The organism is Okeania sp. SIO1H4 (genome assembly GCF_010672695.1).
GTDB lineage: Bacteria > Cyanobacteriota > Cyanobacteriia > Cyanobacteriales > Microcoleaceae > Okeania > Okeania hirsuta.
Genome location: NZ_JAAHGB010000090.1, coordinates 1 through 21,857 on the forward strand (window position 1 = coordinate 1; position 21,857 = coordinate 21,857).

Genomic DNA, 21,857 nt, shown 5'->3' on the forward strand with positions numbered 1-21,857 from the left:
CAAAGCGGTCGATCTTCGGAGCTTCCCGTAGGGTGGGATGGCGATCTTCGGAGCGGGTCTGTAAGAACGGGTCTCCTCGCCATATCCAATCGACCAAGAGAGCGGTGCGACCCCGCGACGACGCCAGTCGCACCTGGTAGCGCACCAAGAGAAAAGAATGATTTCCGACCTGAAAAATGGTATTGAAGCTATTCCCGTGTGACTCGGTCCGACTGAGTTACCCTCCTGGGAGGGGGAGGGGCGAGGGGTGGGTTGACTCCTCAGAAATATCCTAGCTATTTGTAGCAAATATTTATTGATTTGGTATAAGTGACACAAATCACAAAAAAACAAAAAGATACTCATATTTTGAGATGATATTAATTACAAATTGAGTTGACAACAATGATGAAATAAACATTACTTGAATCACTTTATTTAATTGCAAAATACCTAATAATAAAAATGGCAGTTTTGGTTAGTAATTAGTTTATTAATTTGTATGAAATTACTCAAGATATCATCAACAAAAAAAGCACTTGAAGAATTATTTACTCAAGTAATATGTTCTAGTGTTCTTACTCCCAAGGAACGGATGCAGATTCAGAAAATCTTATGAGATGGTTATCTGAATGATGATGAGTATGCTATTATTAATAGATTATTTTATAACGTCCGCCGTGGTTGGATAAAACTTGTTGACTAGCATTTTAGCATCTAATAAGAAGGAGATGTTCAATAATTGATAATTGAAGTATGAATAATTAATAGTTACTTTTGCCTAAATTGTTGACTTTTTCTTCTGAAAATAACAGGTTTTAAATCTTGATTAATTATCAATTATTAATTGGTAATATTATGTATCTTTAAAATACTCACAAATCAAAAAGGTTGTGAGATTAACTAGAGCAGGGAGTAGGAGAAGAAGATGATTGAGAGAATGGAGAAGAGCTTTTTTATTACGTCTAAATTAATGAAATTTTATCTCATACCAATTTAAAAAAATAATGTTACCAATAATTAGGAGAGTTAAAATACTTGATATCAGATACTACGAAGGACTAAGAAGAGGTATTCTAGCTCAAAAATGATACTTAATATTTATTCTGTACATCGCCCTACCGACGGTTCCCCTATGTGAGTTCTGATTCCTAAGCAGTCACTTAACTATTTGTAGTAAACATTTGTCAAATTGGTTTAATCTATTCAAATAAAACACATAATCAAAAAATAATCTTTGTAATTATGACTATATGTTTTATCTTTGGTAAAACCACTATGTAAGTTTTAAGAAAACAAGTTAATATTTATATTGATATCTAGATTAATTAAATTCTGCTACTACTGGAAAATGGTCTGAAGGAAGTATTCCATCATATTTTTTATTCTCTACTTTTACACTGTGCAAATTTAATCTACTGTCATAATAAATAGTATCAATAGGCAGAAAAGCTTTGTCTGTAAAATCATTATAAGTCATCTGATTACTTAATTTTAAACCAGATAAAACATCTAATAAACACAATCCATTTTTCAAAGGATTTAAAAAAGTATTTCGTACAATAGAACCTGGTTGGTCGTTAAAATCTGCTGTGACAAAAATTAATGATTCTTTGTCAGGATTTAATTTTTCTGTTTGTAGGGAATTAAAGATTAATTTAGCACCTAATTCTCTAGCTTTTTTACTGTTATAATCCAAGTGCGTATTAATAATAATTATTTGCCGATAATTTTCAACAATATTAAATCTTGCCTAACTAGCCATTCTGGGTAAATGATTTCCCTAACTAGAAGTAATACTACCTGGTACATCTGGTGTTTCACTCAGCCAAAAATCTCCATGGTCGAGACAATTTAATCTATCTTTCTGATAAAATATTGCACAGTGTTCATCATTACCTGTACCTCTTCTATCAGCTCCAAGACTGCAATAATTAGGCAATAATTGCTGTAAATCTAATAACTGATTTACTTTAAGTTCTTGAGTGCCAATTATATCTGGAGCATATTCATAAATTAGGCTAGCTACAGCATTTTTTCTGACTTCCCATCGATGATTTCCAGGGTCTGGTTTATCATATCGAATATTAAAAGTAATAATTTTGATTACCATGATTTTAGGTAGTAGTTGATAGGTGGTAGGTGGTAGATAAAAAAAGCTTAGGGAATAATTAAACTTGAAAGCCTCTTCTTTGAAGAAATAAAGACTTTGAAGCAGACATAAAGAAAAAATCTTAGGTTGTCCTGCATAGTAATAGTGAAGATATATATTTTTTAATTTCTTCCCAGACTCCCCACACTCTCTCTACCATTACTATGTACCACCACCAAATCTTATTCGTATTCTATCCGTTTTAAAGCTATCCATTACCCACATCTTTCTTAACATAAAGCTTGACTTTAGAGACGAGTTATGGGTAAGTCTTGACTTTTTTTTGACAACTTCAGTAGTTTTACTTAGCTACTATAATTTTTTCTCCTTTCTCCTCTATTCCCCACAAGGGTTTCAAGACTTATGGGTAAGTGATAGGTTTTAAAGAGAGGTAATTATTAATTATTAATTGTAAATTATTAATTATTAATTATTGAACGCACTACCTAAAATCTAACTTTTTCTGATTAACTTCAACAAGTTTGTTTTCAGCGTGCGTGACTGTGGGTTTTTAAACAAAAGTTAGTTCGCAGTAATGCTCTGGAAAAATTTGCTTCCTAACACCTAAAAACTAACACTTAAAAATCAACGAAAATCTCGCCATAAAAAATTCAACTATCGCAATTATATTTTTAGTTGCAAGCTTATGCTCAAAGGTTATAAATAACGTGATAAATAAAAAAATTACTAATATAAATACTAGGTATGATTTCAAATATATTAGGTTTATCTTAGTTAATTGTTATTTTAAAACCCTACAATTTATTTAAGATTACTACATAGCTAGTCAAGTATGATTTGAAAAATCATTGACATCAACTTAACATACAAATTTGATGATAAACATAACAAGGAAAGCCTCTCAGAGAGCGACAGCAACACTGTGAGGCCGATCTATCTATACAGAATCTAGTTATCTTCTGACAATAAATTTTAGATAAGGTTCCCTAATTACTCAAAATTCTTAAATTTTCATTTATATTCTATCAAAATGCTTCAATATAATCGAGAATAAATAGGCATAATTTATTTAGTAAATTATGACTTTAAAGATAGTAATAAAAAAAATTAATTTTTGGGAAAAATGACAGAAAAAAACAAAGTTCAACAATCAATTTTAGCTAGTCAAGAATATCTATTGAATCTGCAAAAACCACAAGGGTACTGGTGGGATGAATTAGAATCAAATGTAACAATAACAGCAGAAATAGTTTTACTACATAAAATTTGGCAAACTGACAAGAAAAGACCTCTTGATAAAGCAAAAAATTATCTAATTTCCCAACAACGAGAACATGGTGGTTGGGAATTATTTTATGGGGATGGGGGAGACTTAAGCACTTCTATTGAAGCTTATATGGCTTTGAAATTATTAGGTGTTGCAAAAACAGATCCAAGCATGCTTAAAGCACAAGATTTTATTATTAAAAAAGGAGGTATTAGTTGCAGTAGAATTTTCACTAAATTACATCTGGCTTTAATTGGATGCTACAACTGGCAGGGTATTCCTTCTATTCCTCCTAGCATCATGTTACTTCCTGAAGATTTTCCATTTACTATTTATGAAATGTCAAGTTGGGCAAGAAGTAGCACTGTTCCACTATTAATTGTGTTTGATAAAAAGCCGATTTTTTCAGTTAATCCCACAATTAATCTGGATGAACTTTATGCCGAAGGGATTAACAATGCTAGTTTTGAATTACCTCGTCAATACGATCTGACGGATTTATTTTTGGGGTTAGATAAAGCTTTTAAATTTGCAGAAAATTTTAATTTGATGCCTTTGCGAGAAGAGGGTTTAAAAGCAGCAGAAAAATGGATTCTGGAAAGGCAAGAAGTTACGGGTGACTGGGGGGGTATTATTCCGGCAATGTTAAATTCCATGTTGGCATTGCGGTGTTTAGAATATGATGTGGCAGACCCTGTGGTGGTGCGGGGGTTGGAGGCTATAGATAGGTTTGGTATAGAAACTGAGGATAGTTATTGGGTACAACCTTGTGTTTCTCCTGTATGGGATACCGCTTGGGTAATACGTTCGTTGGTTGATTCTGGTATTCCTCCTCGTCATCCGGCAGTGGTTAAAGGAGGGGAATGGTTATTGCAACAACAAATTTTGGATTATGGTGACTGGGCGGTTAAGAATAAATTGGGTAAACCGGGGGGTTGGGCGTTTGAATTTATCAATCGTTTTTATCCAGATATAGATGATACGGCGGTAGTGGTTATGGCTTTGGATGCTGTGGAGTTGCCTGATGAGGAATTGAAACGGGTGGCGATCGCTCGTGCTATGGAATGGGTAGCTTCGATGCAATGTCAACCTGGGGGTTGGGCAGCTTTTGATGTGGATAATGACCAAGACTGGTTAAATGGTATCCCCTACGGAGATTTAAAGGCCATGATTGACCCGAATACGGCGGATGTGACGGCGCGGGTGTTGGAAATGGTTGGTTGTTGTGGGTTGTCTATGGATAGTTGGCGGATGAAACGGGCGATCGCTTATTTGGAAAGGGAGCAGGAAGGCGAAGGTTGTTGGTTTGGTCGATGGGGAGTTAACTATATATATGGTACGAGTGGAGTTATTTCGGCTTTGGCTGTTGTGGCGCAGGAAAGTCATAGAGATTTTATTGAGAAGGGGGCGAGTTGGTTGGTTGGTTGTCAAAATTCGGATGGCGGATGGGGTGAGAGTTGTTGGAGTTATAATGACCCGTCGTTGAAAGGGAAGGGAAAAAGTACAGCTTCTCAAACTGCTTGGGCGTTGATTGGGTTATTAGCTGCGGGGGAGGCAACTGGTAATTTTGCTAGGGAGGCTATTGATAGGGGTGTTGATTTTTTGGTATCGACTCAGAATGATGATGGGAGTTGGTTGGAGTCCGAGTTTACTGGTACTGGTTTTCCCTGTCACTTTTATATTAAATATCATTTTTATCCGCAGTATTTTCCTTTGATGGCTTTAGGAAGGTATGAGAATTTGTTAAGTGGTTGAGCGATTATCTTACCACTCAGCAAAGGGAATCGCTCAACTTTACCTCTTGTCTATAGCCCAATTAACTTTTTCTAAGCTTGCTTCTTGCGCTTCAGACCTAAACCCAAACCTCCAACAGCGAGGAGTCCGAGGATAGTGCCAGGTTCTGGTGTTACCCTTTTTTGCGTGAAGGTGTTCTTGAAGCCATCGAAAGTGCCACCCTCTGGAATGGAGACTGTATTCATAACACTGATAAACTGATACATCGTTGGACCAGGAATAGGCGTTGGGGTAACTGAATTTCCATCAGAACTTACTAGCTCAAGTAGTAGATTGCCAGTTCCACCAGACCCATCTGTCACCTGTGCTTCAACTCCGCCAGAAGTTACATCACTATTAAGACCTACTTGATCAAAGAAAAAGTCAGGGTTGACGATTGTAACATCATAAGTAGCTGTACCTGTGAATGAACCTAAAGTTTGACCGGGATCTAATTCAAGCTCAAATGTTTCTCCATCACTAGCTACTCCGATTATAATTTGAGCACCAGCAGGTATGTCGAACTCGGCAATAAGTTCAAAATTACTAAAAGTTTTATCAAAACAAGTAATAGATCCCATAGGGATCTCAGAACCAGTTAGTCGGCCACACTCACCAGGAGTAAAAGTGGCTGCTCTTGCTGAAGGAGATACCACCAGAGAGAGAGGAACAGAAAGCATTCCCAGACTAATTCCGACTGGAAGCAACTTTTGTAATAAAGAAAATTGTTTCATAAGTTTTCCTATGAAAAACCTCAAAAAATGTTTTACTCAAGAATTACTTAGTGGGACTTAGATAAAATTCAGGCAAAAAATGGCATCAAATCTATACAGGGAGAGTATTTTAGGTAAAAAATGGATAAATCTAGGAATAATCGGTGTTTTCCCATGGAATGCGGAGCTAACAACAATTTTTCGGTCTTTGACGTCCTTCCCATGCCTAGACTAACTTTGATAAACTTTCTAGCCGACAAAATGTCTAATGGGACTCAAACAAAACAGCAATAGAAAATAGGCTCAAACATAGACAAGCAGAGGTTTTTAGGTCTAAAAGGTATAAATCCTTAACTACCAAGGGTTTCAGCAATTTTTAGGTCATTGACGTAATTCCCTTGTCTAGAATGACTTTCAGACAGTTTTTCTCCCAGAAAATGTCTAAGTTCCACTAAGTATCATTAGTTATAAGTTGATAATAGTGCCAACAAAAAAATAAAACAATAACAAATCAGCATCTTTACTGAATCTTTATATAGTAAATATATTAGTTTTTCAAATACTTCTAAATTCCAGATCAACCAATAAACTTTTCTACCGCCTGAGAAGCGCTATATAGTAACAATGTACTAGAATAAAGGATATAGAAGATACCATTAACTACTTCTCGCTCGATTAGCGTTTGGTTTTTGCCCTCGTTTTTGAGGTTTCGGTAGCAAAGGTTCTAGTAGTTCCCACTCGCGTTCGCGCAGCGTCCCGGAGGGAATCGCTTAGGTCACTGGTATAAGATTTTCGCTTTTTGCGGAGAATTTACAGAGGCGATCGCGCCTTTTAGAATTTAACCGTATAAAAGTCAATTTATAGCAGTCGCCATTACTGTATTTGATATATCAGCCAAATTTTTAGTTATCTAGGAGAGAAGGAAAAACTTCTTCCTTCTACTATTGCGATTTACATTTTGGTCTTCCACTAAAAAATGTAGCAATGAGTAAACAAACAATACCAATATTAATCGAAACATCTGCCACATTGAACACGGGAAAATCTATGAGGCGAAAGTGTATAAAATCTACAACATAACCCAAAATGAACCTATCAATACCATTACCCAGTGCCCCTCCTAAAATTAAACCGTAGCCCAGTTGTTCCCATTTATTAAATCTAGGCCCAAACAAAGCCCAGGCCATGAGGCCAAGACTAACAATCAAAGACAACCAACGTAACCAATATACCCCACCATTACTAAATAAACTAAAAGCTGCCCCAGTATTAGTCACATAAGTAAAATGAAATACACCAGGCCACAAAGCCAGACTTTCTCCAAGTTTAAAATTTTGTACCACCCAAAATTTAGTCAAGTGGTCTAACAAAATACTAATAATAGCAGCTATCCAGAATAAAAGATTTTTCTGAAAACGTAATTTCAAGGTTAACAATTACTATATTTATTTTAATTTATTCGTAAGCATTCAGTTGTCAGCATTCAGCCATCAGCTATTGCTTTTAGTTTTAGATAAAAGCTTTACTAATTGAGCCATAATTTATACTTACTATAAAAGCTGGCTGAAACAATCTATATTCATTTAAACCCCCTTATAAGAGCTGGGAGCTAATAGCTGTTTCGCAGCATTCCGCAGGAAATGCTTACATTTATTCTACAATTGAGCAATAACTTTTGAAGTCAGCATTGATATTATAAATTTAGTTTAGGGAAAAGGGAATATATGTAGAAATTTTTTGTAGTGGAAAAAAATGTAATCTTTTTCTATTTTAGAATTAGATATCTCTAATAAAATAGTAAACGTCGTAGGAAATAAGCCATAACTGCTACAGCACATATAATTCCTAGTTGTCCTGGTAAAGGAAAAATAGAATATCTATATATAGCTTCAAATAAAGATAATGACTCTACCTTTTTCCAGCCGAAAATACTGCTGATAATTAGATAAGTTAATCCAGTTGCATGAATACTTAACAAACCAAGTAAACAACTAAAAGTTAATGACTCTAGCTTGGGATATGCTTGAAAAGCTAAATTTCCACATATCCATGCCCCAGGAATAAAACCCAATAAATAACCAAAACTAGGTTCTCTCAAATAGCCTATACCACCGCCTTGACTAAAGACAGGTAATAAAGTTAGACCTAACAATATATAAGCAATTTGAGAAATAACAGCAGCATTTTTTCCACCCAAACAACCGACAAACAAAACAGCACCAACTTGGTAAGTTACTCCTAACGAAAAAGTTTTAACTTCTTGTTGTTCCCAAATCCAAGTTGGACTTGCAAAAGAGGCAGGTAAAAATGTCGCAGCAATTGTCAAGAGTAAACCTGTAATTGCCCAAAGTAATTGAACTGTAATTGTCACGACAATTAACAATTATTTCTTAAATATAGACTGTTATTCTACCACCTCAAACCTAATTAGTTGGAATAGGAGCTTCCCCACCTTTCAGTCCCAGAGATTCAAGCATGGCTTGGTCTCTTTCTGGAGGTTGACCAAGAGTTGTCAGATAATGGCCAATCAACATCGCATTAATACCAGCTTTAAGGCCTAAGTTTTGCAATTCTCCCATCACAGCTTCTCGGCCTCCAGCATAGCGAATAATTTGTTCTGGTAAAATCAGACGGAAAATAGCGATCGCCTTCAAAGCATCGTAGGGGTCTAACTTTGGCAACTCACCTAAAGGTGTACCTTCACGAGGGTTTAATAAATTTAAGGGTACAGACTCAACCTGCAACTCTCGCAAAGCCAAGGCCAAATCTATCCGGTCTTCCCAAGTTTCTCCCATACCAATAATACCTCCTGTGCAAGCCTGAATACCTGCTGCTTTGAGGTTTTTCACGGTTTCTACTCGGTCATTCCAGCTATGAGTAGTGACTATTTCGGGGTAAAACTGCTCGGAGGCTTCTAAATTATGGTTATAGCGAGTTACTCCCGCCTCTGCCAATGCTTGAGCTTGTTCTGGTGTTACTTCTCCCAAAGCACAACAAGGCTTAATATTAGTCTCAGCAATAATTTGCCTTACTGTATCTAGAATTTGCTCAAATTCTGTAGATTTGGGACTGTTATACTTAATACCTCTACCTTGAGAAACCAAGCAAAATCTTTTAGCTCCACCAGCTTCTGCTGCCTTTGCTTGAGCTAATATTTCTTCTGTAGATTTGAGGCCATAAATTGGAGAAGCTTCTCCTGGATGATGGACTGACTGGGAACAGAAGCTACAGTTTTCTGAACAGCCTCCTGATTTAACATTAATGATGCTACATAGGTCTACAACATTACCACAGCAAGCTTGACGGACTCTATCCGCAGCTTCACAAAGTAGTAGTATATCTTCTTGTCCTGCTATCTGGGTCAGGGTAATGGCCTCTTCTCGGTTCAGACGATACCCAGAAATAATTTGCTCGGCCAAGTTTTGCAACCATGTTTCTAGATGTTGTTTCTTATCTGACGAAGATAGGAAAGCTTTAGTGTTTGTTTGTGTATTAGTTGATGGGGGTGCTTGAACCACGGCTAGCCTTTTAATCGTAATAATTTCATCTAATGTCGTAGAATCTTAGCATTTTTTTCTACCGTTCTACATTATTAGCTTCAGTGCTACAAATTTCTTTACTAAATATATCTGTGAGGTAGACCTAATTCTTTATTATTTATCTTCTGTTCCCTGTTCCCTGTTCCCTAAAACCAAGGAATTATGTACCTCACGCTTTTTAGAAATTGCTATATTTAAAATTTGTTAACTTTTTCTTTACCTATTTTTCACCTGTTTTTTACCTATTCTTTACCTTTATATGTTCAACTTGCATTAACGTTATGTCTTGTGTTTAAAGTCAATATCACAATTTAATAGTTATGCCACCTAGTATCAATTTTAGTCAGATAATTCGTAATACTTCCAAAGTATCCTTAGTAGCCTTAACAATTGGTCTAGCTACTACAATTACTGGAATAAAATATGGCCTTGCTCAACAAAAAGTCTCCCTAGTTGGTGCTGGGGCATCTTTTCCAGCTCCCTTATATCAGCGTTGGTTTGCCGATATGAGAGATAGTCGTTCCGATGTTCAGGTAGATTATCAATCAGTTGGTAGTGGTGCTGGTGTGGAGAGATTTACTCAAGAATTGGTAGATTTTGGTGCTAGTGATGTGGCAATGAAAGATGATGAAATTGCCAAAGTGGGTAGGGGAGTAATGATGCTACCTATGACTGCAGGTAGCGTTGTCTTAGCTTACAATTTACCAGGTGTATCCGACCTAAAATTATCCAGGGAAGCTTATGTAGATATCCTTTTGGGTAAAATCACAAAGTGGAATGACCCCAAAATTGCTGGTGCTAATTCTGGTGTGAGTCTACCAGACCAAGCAATTACTGTAGTTCATCGTTCTGATGGTAGTGGAACTACAGGAGTTTTTACTAAGCATTTGAGTGCTATTAGTCCAGAGTGGAAACAGAAAGTAGGTGAAGGAAAAACTGTTCAGTGGCCTACAGGTGTAGGTGGTGCTAAAAATGATGGTGTGGCTGCTTTAATTCGTCAAACAGAGGGTGGCATAGGTTATGTAGAGTTTGGTTTTGCTAAGAATGCTGGTCTCCCTACTGCAGCTTTAGAAAATAAATCTGGCAGTTATATCAAAGCTTCTTTGGAATCTGCTAAGTCTACTCTGGCCGCAGTGAAATTACCAGGAAATCTCCGTGCTTTTATTAGCGATCCTGAAGGTGGTGGTTCTTACCCTATTGTTACTTACACTTGGATGCTGATTTATGGCCAATATGATGATGCAGCTAAAGCTCAGGGTATAGAAAAAATGATTGAGTATGGCTTAAATGAGGGTCAAAAGGTAAGTGCTGATTTAGGTTATATTCCACTTCCTGACAATGTTCGTCAGACAGTTGCATCAGCTGCTGATAAAATTAGCTCAGGCTACCAAATAAGTCTTAAGTAATTCTACACAGTAAAATTGAAAATACTTGGCACTTTATGCCTGAAATATCTCTTGGCAAGTAATTCCTAATTTTTCAATTATTTAACCCTTCTTGAGGATTTAGAGGGGTTTATTTTCCCTAAAATAAAATAAATAGTCGCACATCATAAAATCATATCAAATCTGGTAGCATTGGTGTAATTAGGGCTTGCTGATTAAATCTAAAAGTATTTACAGATAAAGGTTTTAGCCTTTTTGGGGCCTTGAAAAAGTGCCTGGTTTTCAGCTCTTCACGCTCAAAAAGGAGCGTATTTTAGGCTCATAGTTGGGCAGAACAATCTTGGGACAATTCTTATCTTACTCCTACCTCCTCGCTCCCGACCCTTTTCTCCTGTCTCCTGTCTCCTGTCTCCTGTCTCCTACCCTTACCCATAAGACTTTTTCAGCAAACCCTAATTAGATAAAGAGTGTGGAGACTCACCCCTAACCCCTCCCAGGAGGGGAAGTGGGGAGATGAGGATATGCGGAGATAGGGAGGTGGGGAGACGGGGAAAGATTTGGTAATGGTGTGAGGATAGAACCCACATTCCGCACGTCAAAATGTAGTATCTTAGACTAAGCATTCAAAGCCTTGTCTGATAATAATTATGAAAATCATAGGTAAAAATACATATTACACAGGCTATTAATATCAATAATAGAGGCTGTAATCCGCATTCTTCGTTAAAAATGCCCTTGTAGTATGTTTGTGGTGCGGAATGTGGGATAGAACATTTTTTTATACCAAATTAAACGGATTTAATATTAGAGTTGTTGGGAATTAAGCAAAAAAAATGGCTAAAACCCTTATCCATCAAGGTTTATAGTGGTTTTAAAACCTAAAATCCTGAAAGCTTTATATATTAAATCTTTGAGCATTTTATTTTTTTATTTCCAAACAACTCTATTAGAAACAAGTCTAATTTGTCTGATGAGCGAAAAAAAACTGATGGCTAATTTAGGCTTGATGAGCTACTACCATAACAACTTAATAGTATAGCGGTTTTCAATATAGATAGACTACAGTGGTCAAAGCATTATCCTACTGCCTACTTCCTCTTTTCCAATAATCAAAAATCAAATCAATTATCGTAGATAAATCATCAATTATTTCCCCCTACTGTTTACTCCCTATTCCCTCTCTTCCAATAATCAAAAATCAAATCAATTATCGTAGATAAATCATCAATTATTTCCGCCTACTCTCTACTACTTACTCCCTACTCCCTCTTTTCTGGAGAGGTCTAATTATTATTAACTATCAAGAACTATTAACCTATCTTTAACCTAAATAGGTTAAGCTTTCATTTATTATTTTTGGTGTCTAGGTATAGAAAGCTAATAATTATGCAATTTGCTATTAATCTTGCTCGAATAACTCGTATTACTGTAAAAATGTCTGCAGTAGCTTTGACAATTGGTTTAGCTGCCTGCGGTGGTGGCGGTGACACTGACGGTACAGGTGGAGGTGCTCAAGTAAACCTCGTTGGAGCAGGAGCTTCTTTTCCAGCACCTATCTATCAACGTTGGTTTCAAGACCTGAGTCAAAGTGACCCTAACCTACAGGTAGATTATCAGTCGGTAGGTAGTGGAGCTGGTGTTGAGAGATTTACTCAAGAATTAGTAGATTTCGGTGCTAGTGATGTGGCCATGACAGATGAGGAAATTGCTCAAGTTGGTCGGGGTGTCATTTTGCTACCGATGACTGCTGGTAGTATTGTATTAGCTTACAATTTGCCTGATGTTTCTGGTCTGAAGCTTTCTAGGGAAGTTTATGTAGACATATTGTTGGGTAAAATTACTAATTGGAATGACCCTAAGATAGCTGCAATTAATCCCGATATAACTTTGCCGGACCAAACAATTACGGTTGTATATCGTTCTGATGGTAGTGGTACAACTGGAGTTTTCACGAAACATTTGAGTGCTATTAGTCCAGAATGGAAAGAGAAAGTTGGAGAAGGTAAAACTGTTCAATGGCCAGTAGGTATTGGTGGTGCGAAGAATGATGGTGTAACTGCTCAAATTCGCCAAAGCGAGGGGGCAATAGGTTACGTTGAGTATGGTTTTGCTAAGAGTGCTGGTCTAAATATGGCTTCCCTGGAAAATAGTTCTGGTAAGTATATAGAACCTACTGCTGAATCAGCTACTGCAACTTTAGAAGCAGTAGTATTACCTGAAAATCTACGAGCTTTTATTACCGATCCAGAAGGAGATAATTCTTATCCAATTGTCACTTATACTTGGATGCTTGCTTATGGTCAATATGATGATGCAGGTAAAGCTCAGGGAATAGAAAAAATGATTGAATTTGGCTTAAATGAAGGTCAAAAAATTAGTGGTGAAATAGGTTATATTCCTCTACCTGATAATGTACGTCAAAAAGTTTTAGAAACTGCCGATAAAATTAGCCCAGATTACAATATGACTCTCAAGTAGCATCAAATGAATCAGGTGTTAGGTGTTAGGTGCTTAGAGACTGTTTGTAAAGTTTTGTAATATACAATGATTGACCTTTAAACTGTAACAACTTGGTTATTTATCCCAGATTTATAGGCTGAAATACCCAATTTGCCAGGGGTAAAAACACTTCATAATTCATTTACAAACAACCTCTTAGAGAAACCACAGATGATTATGTGATTTTATAACTGCTCGAGCAAGTGTTCTACATCTATCATCCTTGAAACATAGCCACATTGAAGAAGTAGTCGGTTAGAGAAGCCGTCAGATTAACAAGTAGTATAGCAGTCTAAGGAAAGGTGAGGACAGATCATAAAGCTGAAAATTCAGACAAAGCCAGATTTTTCCTTCTGCCTCTCTTGGTGCGCATTCCCTCTCTTGGTCAGCATTCCGCAAGCGAGCTGGCGTCGTCGCGGGGTCTGACCGCTTGCGTCTGTCGCCGACGCGGGGTCGCACCGCTTCTGCCTTCTTCCTTTTGCTATATGGGTGAATGGCCATTAGCGAGCGCACAACTACGTTAACCCTCGTACAGTAAGACCGAGAATGGAGTCGATGGGAATTCTCACCCCACCAACCGCATTGGCATTGTTGTATAGCAATGAGCGCTGGTATATTTACAAATTGCAGGAGATGCCCAATAGCTAAAAGTCTTATATTATAGGCAATTTATCCCCCCTGTTGCCTGTTGCCTGTTGCCTGTTGCCTGCGCACAGCGCTATAGATGGTGGGGTATTAGACCAAATTGATAAATGTTTGCTACAAATAGCTAGGGTATTTCTGAGAAGTCAACCCACCCCTCGCCCCTCCCCCTCCCAGGAGGGGAACTCAGTCGGACTGATTCACACGGGAATGGTTTCAATACCAGTTTTTAGGTCATAAATTCTCTTTTCTGTTAAAGGGACATCTCCTGCACCTGCCTTTTAATCACACTTATTATTCGTAACATTCTTTTTTCATGCATGGTATTAGACCCACTAAAGAAAAAGATAATTCAGAATTATAAATTCAGTTCATTGCACTAATTTTGAGGTAATATTACCTCAAAATTAACCTAATAAAATCTTTGAAGTTGACTCAATAACTCCTTGAAAATGTATATACCTATTTGAGGTAGATAGATTTCAATAATGGATAATTGATAATTGATAATTGATAATTACCTCTCCCTAAAAGGAAGAGGATTGAATAAAAGGAAAATTAATTCATTGTTTCTCCTTTAAAGGAGAGGCTTTAAACCTTAATTATTCGGTAAAAAATTTTATGGTTGCACAGTCTAAAGTTAAAGAAGATAGTCGGTCTCGGACTAATACAGAAAGAAAGTTTGATGATGGTTTTATTACTGTTACTAAAGTTTTTGCTTGGGGTATTGCGGCTATTTTAATATTGATAGCTTTAACAGTAGCTTGGCAAGCAATACCAGCTATTAATGAATTTGGCTTTACCTTTCTATTTAAAAGTGTTTGGAATCCTGTTGCTAATGATGGAAAGGGGGATTATGGCGCATGGCCAATGATTGTAGGAACTTTAATTAGTTCATTCCTCGCCTTATTTATTGCAGTTCCATTAGGTTTAGGTACAGCGATATTTTTAAGTGAAGGATTTTTGCCTCCAAAAATTAGTACTCCATTAACTTTTATGGTGGAATTATTAGCAGCTATTCCTAGTGTAGTTTATGGTTTATGGGGTATTTATGTTTTACTTCCTTTACTCAAACCAATTGAGGCTTTTCTTGGTAATTATTTAGGCTGGATTTTTATTTTTTCTCTTCCTAAAGGTGTAAGTGCGGGGGGTCCGGGAATGTTCCCTGCAGCTATCGTTTTATCGATAATGATTTTACCTATTATTACAGCAATTTCTCGTGATTCTCTTGCTAGTCTTCCTCCCGATCTACGACAAGCTTCTGTGGGTATAGGAGCTACTCGTTGGGCTACTATTATTAGGGTATTAATTCCCGCAGCTTTTTCGGGAATTGTTGGTGGAATTATGTTAGGTTTGGGTCGAGCTATGGGAGAAACTATGGCTGTAACAATGTTAATTGGTAATGCTAACTCGATTAAACCTACTCTTTTTGCTCCAGCTAATACTATTGCTTCTTTGATGGCAAACCAATTTGCTGAAGCTTCTGGTTTACAACTTTCTGCTCTGATGTATACAGGGATAATTCTGTTTGTTTTAACCCTACTTGTAAATATATTAGCTAATTGGATTGTTAATCGAATTAAGGCAAAGTATTAAAAAAGCGGTCAGCAGTCAGCAGTCAGCAGTCAGCGTTTAGAAGGGGATTAACCAGAGCTGCTAAAAGCTGAAGTCCGAAGTTCCTCTGCAAGAGGCTAGCTGTTTGCGGATAATTCCGTCAGGAAATGATCAATAATTGATAATGGATAATTACATCTCCCTGAAATGAAGAGGATTGACAAATAAGGAAAAAATAAATTTTTTCCCTTGAAAGGGGAGGATTTTAACCCTAATTGTTTAATTATTTAATTATTAATTATTTGGTAAAAGCTAATAGCTATTTAATTAGCAGGAATTAATACAAATAAATTGATTTGACTCTGGATTAGTTACTACTTTTATACTGATACTATTCTGATTAATTATGGCAGATATTACCTATAATCAACAACAACCAGAATCTATTGTGAGTCTGAAAAGAAACCCAAGCAGACCAAGGGAAATATTTAATAAAGTGATGACTGTACTATCAGGTGCTTGTATCGGCATCACTCTTATTCCTCTATTTGCTGTATTAATTTACGTTTTTATTAAAGGATCATCTCGTTTAAATTTAGATTTGTTTACTAAGTTACCACCCGCAGCAGGTCAAACTTCTGGTGGTATTGGTAATGCGATTTTAGGCACAATTATGGTAGTGGCAATTGCTAGTTTAATTGCTGTTCCTTTTGGTGTTTTAGCAGCAGTTTATTTATCAGAATTTAGTGATGAGGAAACTGCCCGTCCAATTCGATTTGCTACTAATGTTCTGAGTGGTGTACCATCAATTATTGCTGGGGTATTTGCCTATAGTTTACTGGTACTATCTATGGGTAAATTTTCAGCATTTGCTGGTGGAGTTGCTTTATCGGTTTTGATGTTACCGACGATTATTAGGACTACTGATGAGGCTTTACAAATAGTTCCTAGGGATATTAGATGGGCATCGGTGGGAGTTGGTGCTTCTAATTATCAAACTGTTTTACAAATAGTTTTACCTGCTGCTTTACCGGGTATTATTACAGGTATTACTCTTGCTATTGCTCGTGCCGCTGGAGAAACTGCTCCATTACTTTTTACTGTTGTTTATTCTAATAATTGGCCTCGCGGTCCATTCGCTCCGACTGTTCCATCTTTGGCTTATTTAGTATATGAATTTGCTCGTAGTTTTGATATTGTTTTACAGGAGTTTGCTTGGGCGGGTTCTTTAGTTCTGGTTTTATTGGTTTTAATTACCAGTATTCTTTCTCGTTGGGCAACTAGTCAAAAACAGTTTTGATTAAATAATGAAGAAGGAAGAAGGAAGAAGGAAGAAGGTCTAATTGCTTATTGACTCAAACCCTAAAAAATTTTAAGAATTCCTGTTGACGGTGGGGTATTAAACTTGCAAAAAAAAAGATAAATAATAGCGATTAATTAATGATGCTTTATTTATTATTTGATATCGCAAAATCACTTCTTTTTTGAGTATTTTAATATCAATTAATTGGCTAATAAAGATTGATTAATTTGTGGAATTCAATTATGTATTCCTAAAAGGCGTAAATTTTTACCTCAATTTAATGAATAAAGGTTATTTCATGAATGGATAATGGATAATTACCTCTGGTTAAAACCGAGAGGATTGAACATAAGGAAATATTATTTCTTTATTTTCCCCTTGAAAGGGGAGGCTAATAAAGCTGAATTATTTAATTAATAATGATTAATGATTAATTATTCGGTAAAAGATAATTACAGCACTATGAAAAGAGAAGAAAAACAGCGATTAAACCCTATAACTTGTATAGGTAAATGATTGAGGTGAAGCTGATAGTTATAAATAGCAAATACACAAATAATTTTGAAACTAAATTTAGGAGGTAATATCTCATGCCAGAATCTCAACAAAATCTTTCTAAACAAAAATCTTCCCCTGCTCTTTTAGCAGATAATGTTAGCGTCTTTTACGGAGATTTTAAAGCCGTGAAAGATGTTTCTATGGAAATTCCTAAAAATCAAGTCACTGCTTTTATTGGACCTTCAGGTTGTGGTAAAAGTACATTATTACGATGTTTTAATCGTCTAAATGATTTGATTAGTATTTTTCATTTAGAAGGTCGTATTCTTTATCATAATCAGAATATTTATGACTCAGATGTTGACCCTGTAGAAGTACGCCGACGTATTGGAATGGTATTTCAAAAGCCTAATCCTTTTCCTAAGTCAATTTACGATAATATTGCTTATGGGGTGAGAATTAATGGTCTGGCTAAGTCTAAAGAAGAAATGGATGAGATAGTAGAGCGATCGCTACGACAAGCTGTTCTCTGGGATGAGGTTAAGGATAAACTGGGACAAAGTGGTTTTGCTCTTTCTGGGGGTCAGCAACAACGTTTATGTATTGCTCGTGCGGTTGCTGTTAGTCCTGATGTGGTTTTGATGGATGAACCTTGTGCTTCTCTTGACCCTATTTCTACTATTAAGGTTGAGGAGTTAATTAATGAACTCAAGGAAAATTACACTATTATTATTGTGACTCATAATATGCAGCAGGCGACTAGGGTAGCGGATGTAACTGCCTTTTTTAATGCTAAAGCTGCTGAGGGTGGTAAACGCTTTGGTTATTTGGTTGAATTTGACAAAACTCACAATATTTTCCAGAACCCAAAGGAAGAAGCTACTCAACAATATGTAAGTGGTCGTTTTGGTTAAATATTGAAGAAGGAAGAAGGAAGAAGGAAGAAGGAAGAAAAAATGGATGGGGACTCAAACCCCAAGCAATTGTCAACACCGTGTAGATGGTGGGGTATTAAACCCAAAATAAAAAGATAAATTTTTATCATTATTTTTTTCTGGATTTGATACTCATCAAGTCCAGTTTTTTTTATTTAAAAAACTTTAAATTTACAGCACTTTTGAGGATGGTGAGGTACAGTTGAAGATTAATATCTATCTTTGTAAGGCTTCTAGCCTGTAACAAGCAGGATGCTTACCAAAATTACTAAATAAAATTTTGTACCTCACTAACTCCGAAATTGCTGTAATTAAATTTAGGTTTTTTCTGGCTCAATAACCTTCCTCTCTCTTCCCTCTTCCTTCTTCCTTCTTCCTTCTTTCTTACCAAGTTTTTCTCGGCAACGTTCAACATATAGACTGGCAATAGTATCAGTAGAGTTTTGCCTTTTCACTTGTTGAAAATATTCTAAAGCTGCTGCAAATTTACCTACCTGCCAACCCTTAATTCCTTTCTTGAATATCGATAGGTTGGAAATTTTTTCTGCTTCAATAATACTATTTTCAGTACCCAATAATTCATAAATATTTATAGCTTTCTGCTTTCCACGAAGCACCACTTTATCAATCCATCTGTAATAAATTTGCTCAGAAAATAGATTATTATTTTGTAACTGAGTGTCTGAATATTCTACTTGATTAATAATTCTGAATTTATCTTCTATATATTCCTGTGCTTGACAGCAATTTTTACATTTTTCTATCTCTGAAATTACTGGTTCACTCACAATAATTGAACAACAATAAGTCTTAGTCAAACTTTCTAAACGTGATGCAGTATTAACCACATCTCCAATTACTGTAGAATCCATTCTTTTTTCAGAACCCAAAGTACCAATAACCCCCATACCTGTATGAATACCAATACCAATTTTTACAGGTTCCGTAAGATTATATTTTTTATAATTAGCATTAAATTCTTTTAAATTTCCCTGCATCATTACAGCAGCTTTTAACGCATCTAAACTATGGCATTTGTGTTTGTCAAATACTGCCATAATTGCATCCCCTAAGAATTTGTCTATAAATCCTTGATTGGCAGAAATACAAACACTCATTTGTTGAAAAAAAGAATTTAACCACTTAAAAGTATCTCGTGCATTTTGTGATTCAGCTATTGCCGTAAATCCTCTAATATCACAAAATAAAACTGTTAATTCCTCTTCTGCCACATCTCCAAGTTGAATAGAATCTAATCCTTGAGGCGCTATTCTTGATAAAAATTGCTCTGGTACAAAAAGTCTAAATTTTTCCGAAAGATGCTGATTTATTTTTTCTGCTGCTAATAATTGAAGATTACTTTGTCGATCCGTCTGTTGAGTATTTTGATATTTATTAGCTTGAGAACGTATTTGATTGAGCTGCAAAATATTAGCTACTTTTGCCAGAAGTAAACGACTATTGAATGGTTTAGTAATATAGTCATCTCCCATCAATTCTAAACCTTTCAATTTGGAATTTTCATCATCCAAAGCCGTTAAAAAAATGATAGGGATTGTTTTTAATTGATAGTTTTTACGGAGACGGTGACAAACTTCAAATCCATCAATTTCAGGCATCATTACATCAAGTAAAATTAAATCAGGATGAAAATTGCTGGCAACTTTTAATGCTTCTTTTCCTCCATTTGCTGATATAGTGATGTAGCCTTCTGATGCTAATAGTGCTTCTAATAGGATGACATTATCTGGCTCATCATCAACTACTAGAATAGATGACTGTTTGTTTGGCATTTAATTTAGTTAAATTGATTAAATTTGATAAAATTTCTGGATTTAAATTTTTGAGCTTTGAGAGTAATCTGATAATATGGTGGTAGTAAAATTGCGCAAATTTAATGTAATTGAAAATTTGTAAATTGAGTATTTTTATGTAGAAAATTGTCATCTAGTGTTGAATAAGTTTTTGAGATGCCCCTAACCAAAAATCGATGCTTTTAATAATTTTACTTTATTGGCAAAATATATAATGTAGATGGGTATAAATAAATGTCATACGCTACATCAAAAATAGGAATTTTTGGGAGCAAATTGTGAGGAAAGCAATCGTAACTATAGAATTGCTTTGCTACAGAATGCTCCGCAAACTTACCTCGCTTCGGACATTTTAGATTTAATTTCACCTACCTACTTAATGTGACTAAATATTTACTATTTTTAGTTTAGCTTTTTTAACTAAATTCTCATATATTTAAAAAATGGTAATTAATTCTAGATATAATTTCTGATTTTTTTTTGACAAAAGTATCTTTTTATGATATGTAATTTATAAATTCTACTGATATTTTAATTCGAGATTAATCTAAATTACACAAAACTGAGGGAATAGGAAAAAATCAATTATCTAATTCTTGGACTCTCCTTATATCAAATCCGGTAGCATTGGTTTAGTTAGGGTTTGCGCTCAAAAGTCTGAAAACGGTTGATTTGTGATTCAAAGAAAGCTGATTATAACTTATTATTATCATCATTTATTCAGTCATAACTTTAAATTATAAATACACCGCAAAAACAGTTTTTGGAGCAAAAAAGTACAAAAAAAGAGAAAATGCCTCTTCCCGCGAGGGTAGAAAGGTTGATTACTAAAAAGGTAATTGCGATCGCAGTCATAGAAGTTTCAGGAAGTTTGGCCATCACTTTCCCCAGACTAAATCCTCTTTTTGCTTGCCCGAATTTACCCTCAATATGGTTCCCCAATCTTTCATCCAAGTTAGCTTGTTTCTTCTGTTCTTTATCAATATTTTTTGCTGGTCTTCCCAAGGGAGGACCGCTGATTCTAATACCTTTCTCTTTACAGAATTTTCGGTTTTCTCTACTTCGGTAAATCTTATCTGCATCAACTGACTCTCGGTAGTGACCTCTGTAGTTTTTAAACTCTTCAACTTGAGACTTTAAATCTCCTGATTCATTATAGTTATCCCAACTTATTCGGTGTAAAAATACATATCCATCTATACAACTTGCAGACAACTTAGATCCAAATTCTGTGTTAATTCCTGCTTTTCCTCTCACAATTGGACGGACATGAGGTTTATTTAAACTTACTATCCTGTCCTCTATTCGTTGTTTTCTGTTCTCCACATACATTGTTATTGACCATGTATTTCACTCACGAACAACAAAGTTTTATATTGTTTTTTACTCAGACTTTCTAGACTCGCACCTTTCTTTATTCGCAGGTCTATGGTGGTTAAATTTTTACTGACATATTTCAGTTGTTTTTTGATGGCTTTCCTGATTTATTTACGAGTCAGTTGTCTTTTTTTGGCTACCTTTAAATATTCTTTTATTGCTATTTGACGGTGAGTAATTGGTTTTTGATGCAACTGGTTTTTGATGGTTTTATAGAGAATATCTATGATTTTTTCGGTTTTTATTCTGCCTTGATTTAATAGATTTAAGTCCGTCGGATAACTGAGATCGGCCGGAGCACAGGTGCCATCTATGATTAATTTACCTTGATCCAAGACCATTCTTGATTTCTTCTAATTTTTGGTTTTTTTCCCTTTCATTTTCCTGATTTTCACCCTGAGTTTTCACCAGATCTGAATTAATTTTATTGATTAAATTTGGATCTATTCTTTCTCTAAAATTAACT

15 protein-coding genes and 1 pseudogene are annotated in these 21,857 nt (G+C 35.7%); 7 read left to right on the plus strand and 9 right to left on the minus strand.

Annotation, left to right across the window (positions count from 1 at the left end):
- The 3 genes from F6K06_RS30025 to F6K06_RS30035 all read right to left on the minus strand — a co-directional run.
- On the minus strand, positions 1–345 hold a 345-nt coding region (locus F6K06_RS30025), incomplete at its 3' end, for a hypothetical protein (protein WP_287308986.1).
- Between the two features lie 958 nt (positions 346–1,303).
- Positions 1,304–1,678 (minus strand): hypothetical protein, encoded by a 375-nt coding sequence (locus F6K06_RS30030; protein WP_240038781.1) that lies wholly within the window; start codon positions 1,676–1,678, stop codon positions 1,304–1,306.
- Between the two features lie 84 nt (positions 1,679–1,762).
- Complete coding sequence (locus F6K06_RS30035; protein WP_287244375.1) at positions 1,763–2,092, minus strand: endonuclease/exonuclease/phosphatase family protein; 330 nt, start codon at positions 2,090–2,092, stop codon at positions 1,763–1,765.
- Positions 2,093–3,215: 1,123 nt separating this feature from the next.
- Here F6K06_RS30035 and shc point away from each other — a divergent pair.
- Complete coding sequence (gene shc / locus F6K06_RS30040) at positions 3,216–5,114, plus strand: squalene--hopene cyclase (RefSeq protein WP_287244376.1); 1,899 nt, start codon at positions 3,216–3,218, stop codon at positions 5,112–5,114.
- A 71-nt stretch (positions 5,115–5,185) separates the two neighbouring features.
- On the opposite strand, the gene F6K06_RS30045 is transcribed toward shc, so the two are convergent.
- The 4 genes from F6K06_RS30045 to bioB all read right to left on the minus strand — a co-directional run bounded on the left by F6K06_RS30045 (position 5,186) and on the right by bioB (position 9,363).
- Positions 5,186–5,866: a PEP-CTERM sorting domain-containing protein gene (locus tag F6K06_RS30045; protein WP_205127233.1), complete on the minus strand. Its 681-nt coding sequence runs from the start codon at positions 5,864–5,866 to the stop codon at positions 5,186–5,188.
- Between the two features lie 920 nt (positions 5,867–6,786).
- Positions 6,787–7,281 (minus strand): signal peptidase II, encoded by a 495-nt coding sequence (lspA, locus tag F6K06_RS30050; RefSeq protein ID WP_124143368.1) that lies wholly within the window; start codon positions 7,279–7,281, stop codon positions 6,787–6,789.
- A 350-nt stretch (positions 7,282–7,631) separates the two neighbouring features.
- A complete protein-coding gene (locus F6K06_RS30055; RefSeq protein WP_124143369.1) occupies positions 7,632–8,216 on the minus strand; it encodes a biotin transporter BioY in 585 nt (194 codons plus the stop codon).
- Positions 8,217–8,268: 52 nt separating this feature from the next.
- Complete coding sequence (gene bioB, locus F6K06_RS30060) at positions 8,269–9,363, minus strand: biotin synthase BioB (protein ID WP_124143370.1); 1,095 nt, start codon at positions 9,361–9,363, stop codon at positions 8,269–8,271.
- A 341-nt stretch (positions 9,364–9,704) separates the two neighbouring features.
- Here bioB and pstS (F6K06_RS30065) point away from each other — a divergent pair, with 341 nt between their 5' ends.
- The 6 genes from pstS (F6K06_RS30065) to pstB all read left to right on the plus strand — a co-directional run bounded on the left by pstS (F6K06_RS30065) (position 9,705) and on the right by pstB (position 18,179).
- Complete coding sequence (pstS, locus tag F6K06_RS30065; RefSeq protein ID WP_124143371.1) at positions 9,705–10,790, plus strand: phosphate ABC transporter substrate-binding protein PstS; 1,086 nt, start codon at positions 9,705–9,707, stop codon at positions 10,788–10,790.
- A 1,365-nt stretch (positions 10,791–12,155) separates the two neighbouring features.
- Positions 12,156–13,247 carry a phosphate ABC transporter substrate-binding protein PstS gene (pstS, locus tag F6K06_RS30070; protein ID WP_124155129.1) on the plus strand — a complete coding sequence of 364 codons (1,092 nt, stop codon included), beginning with the start codon at positions 12,156–12,158 and terminating at the stop codon, positions 13,245–13,247.
- A 723-nt stretch (positions 13,248–13,970) separates the two neighbouring features.
- On the plus strand, positions 13,971–14,150 hold the full coding sequence (locus F6K06_RS30075) for a hypothetical protein (protein ID WP_124143373.1): 180 nt from the start codon (positions 13,971–13,973) through the stop codon (positions 14,148–14,150).
- 381 nt (positions 14,151–14,531) lie between these two features.
- Positions 14,532–15,506, plus strand: a complete 975-nt coding sequence (gene pstC, locus F6K06_RS30080) for a phosphate ABC transporter permease subunit PstC (protein ID WP_287244380.1) — start codon at positions 14,532–14,534, stop codon at positions 15,504–15,506.
- A 364-nt stretch (positions 15,507–15,870) separates the two neighbouring features.
- Positions 15,871–16,764, plus strand: coding sequence for a phosphate ABC transporter permease PstA (gene pstA, locus F6K06_RS30085; RefSeq protein WP_124143375.1), 894 nt, complete (start codon positions 15,871–15,873; stop codon positions 16,762–16,764).
- Between the two features lie 593 nt (positions 16,765–17,357).
- Positions 17,358–18,179, plus strand: coding sequence for a phosphate ABC transporter ATP-binding protein PstB (pstB, locus tag F6K06_RS30090; protein ID WP_287244381.1), 822 nt, complete (start codon positions 17,358–17,360; stop codon positions 18,177–18,179).
- Positions 18,180–18,517: 338 nt separating this feature from the next.
- Here the strand turns inward: pstB and F6K06_RS30095 are convergent, their stop codons facing one another.
- The gene (locus F6K06_RS30095) at positions 18,518–19,993 is read right to left on the minus strand and encodes a response regulator (protein ID WP_287244383.1); all 1,476 of its coding nucleotides are present in this window, start codon (positions 19,991–19,993) and stop codon (positions 18,518–18,520) included.
- 774 nt (positions 19,994–20,767) lie between these two features.
- A pseudogene (locus tag F6K06_RS30100) lies at positions 20,768–21,857 on the minus strand (IS5 family transposase); the annotation flags it as partial.

Excerpts from the sequence above, each read along its gene's own strand:
- F6K06_RS30035 (WP_287244375.1), bottom strand. The coding sequence starts at position 2,092 with ATGGTAATCAAAATTATTACTTTTAATATTCGATATGATAAACCAGAC.
- shc (WP_287244376.1), top strand. The coding sequence starts at position 3,216 with ATGACAGAAAAAAACAAAGTTCAACAATCAATTTTAGCTAGTCAAGAA.
- F6K06_RS30045 (WP_205127233.1), bottom strand. The coding sequence starts at position 5,866 with ATGAAACAATTTTCTTTATTACAAAAGTTGCTTCCAGTCGGAATTAGT.
- pstS (WP_124143371.1), top strand. The coding sequence starts at position 9,705 with ATGCCACCTAGTATCAATTTTAGTCAGATAATTCGTAATACTTCCAAA.
- pstS (WP_124155129.1), top strand. The coding sequence starts at position 12,156 with ATGCAATTTGCTATTAATCTTGCTCGAATAACTCGTATTACTGTAAAA.
- pstC (WP_287244380.1), top strand. The coding sequence starts at position 14,532 with ATGGTTGCACAGTCTAAAGTTAAAGAAGATAGTCGGTCTCGGACTAAT.
- pstA (WP_124143375.1), top strand. The coding sequence starts at position 15,871 with ATGGCAGATATTACCTATAATCAACAACAACCAGAATCTATTGTGAGT.
- pstB (WP_287244381.1), top strand. The coding sequence starts at position 17,358 with ATGCCAGAATCTCAACAAAATCTTTCTAAACAAAAATCTTCCCCTGCT.
- F6K06_RS30095 (WP_287244383.1), bottom strand. The coding sequence starts at position 19,993 with ATGCCAAACAAACAGTCATCTATTCTAGTAGTTGATGATGAGCCAGAT.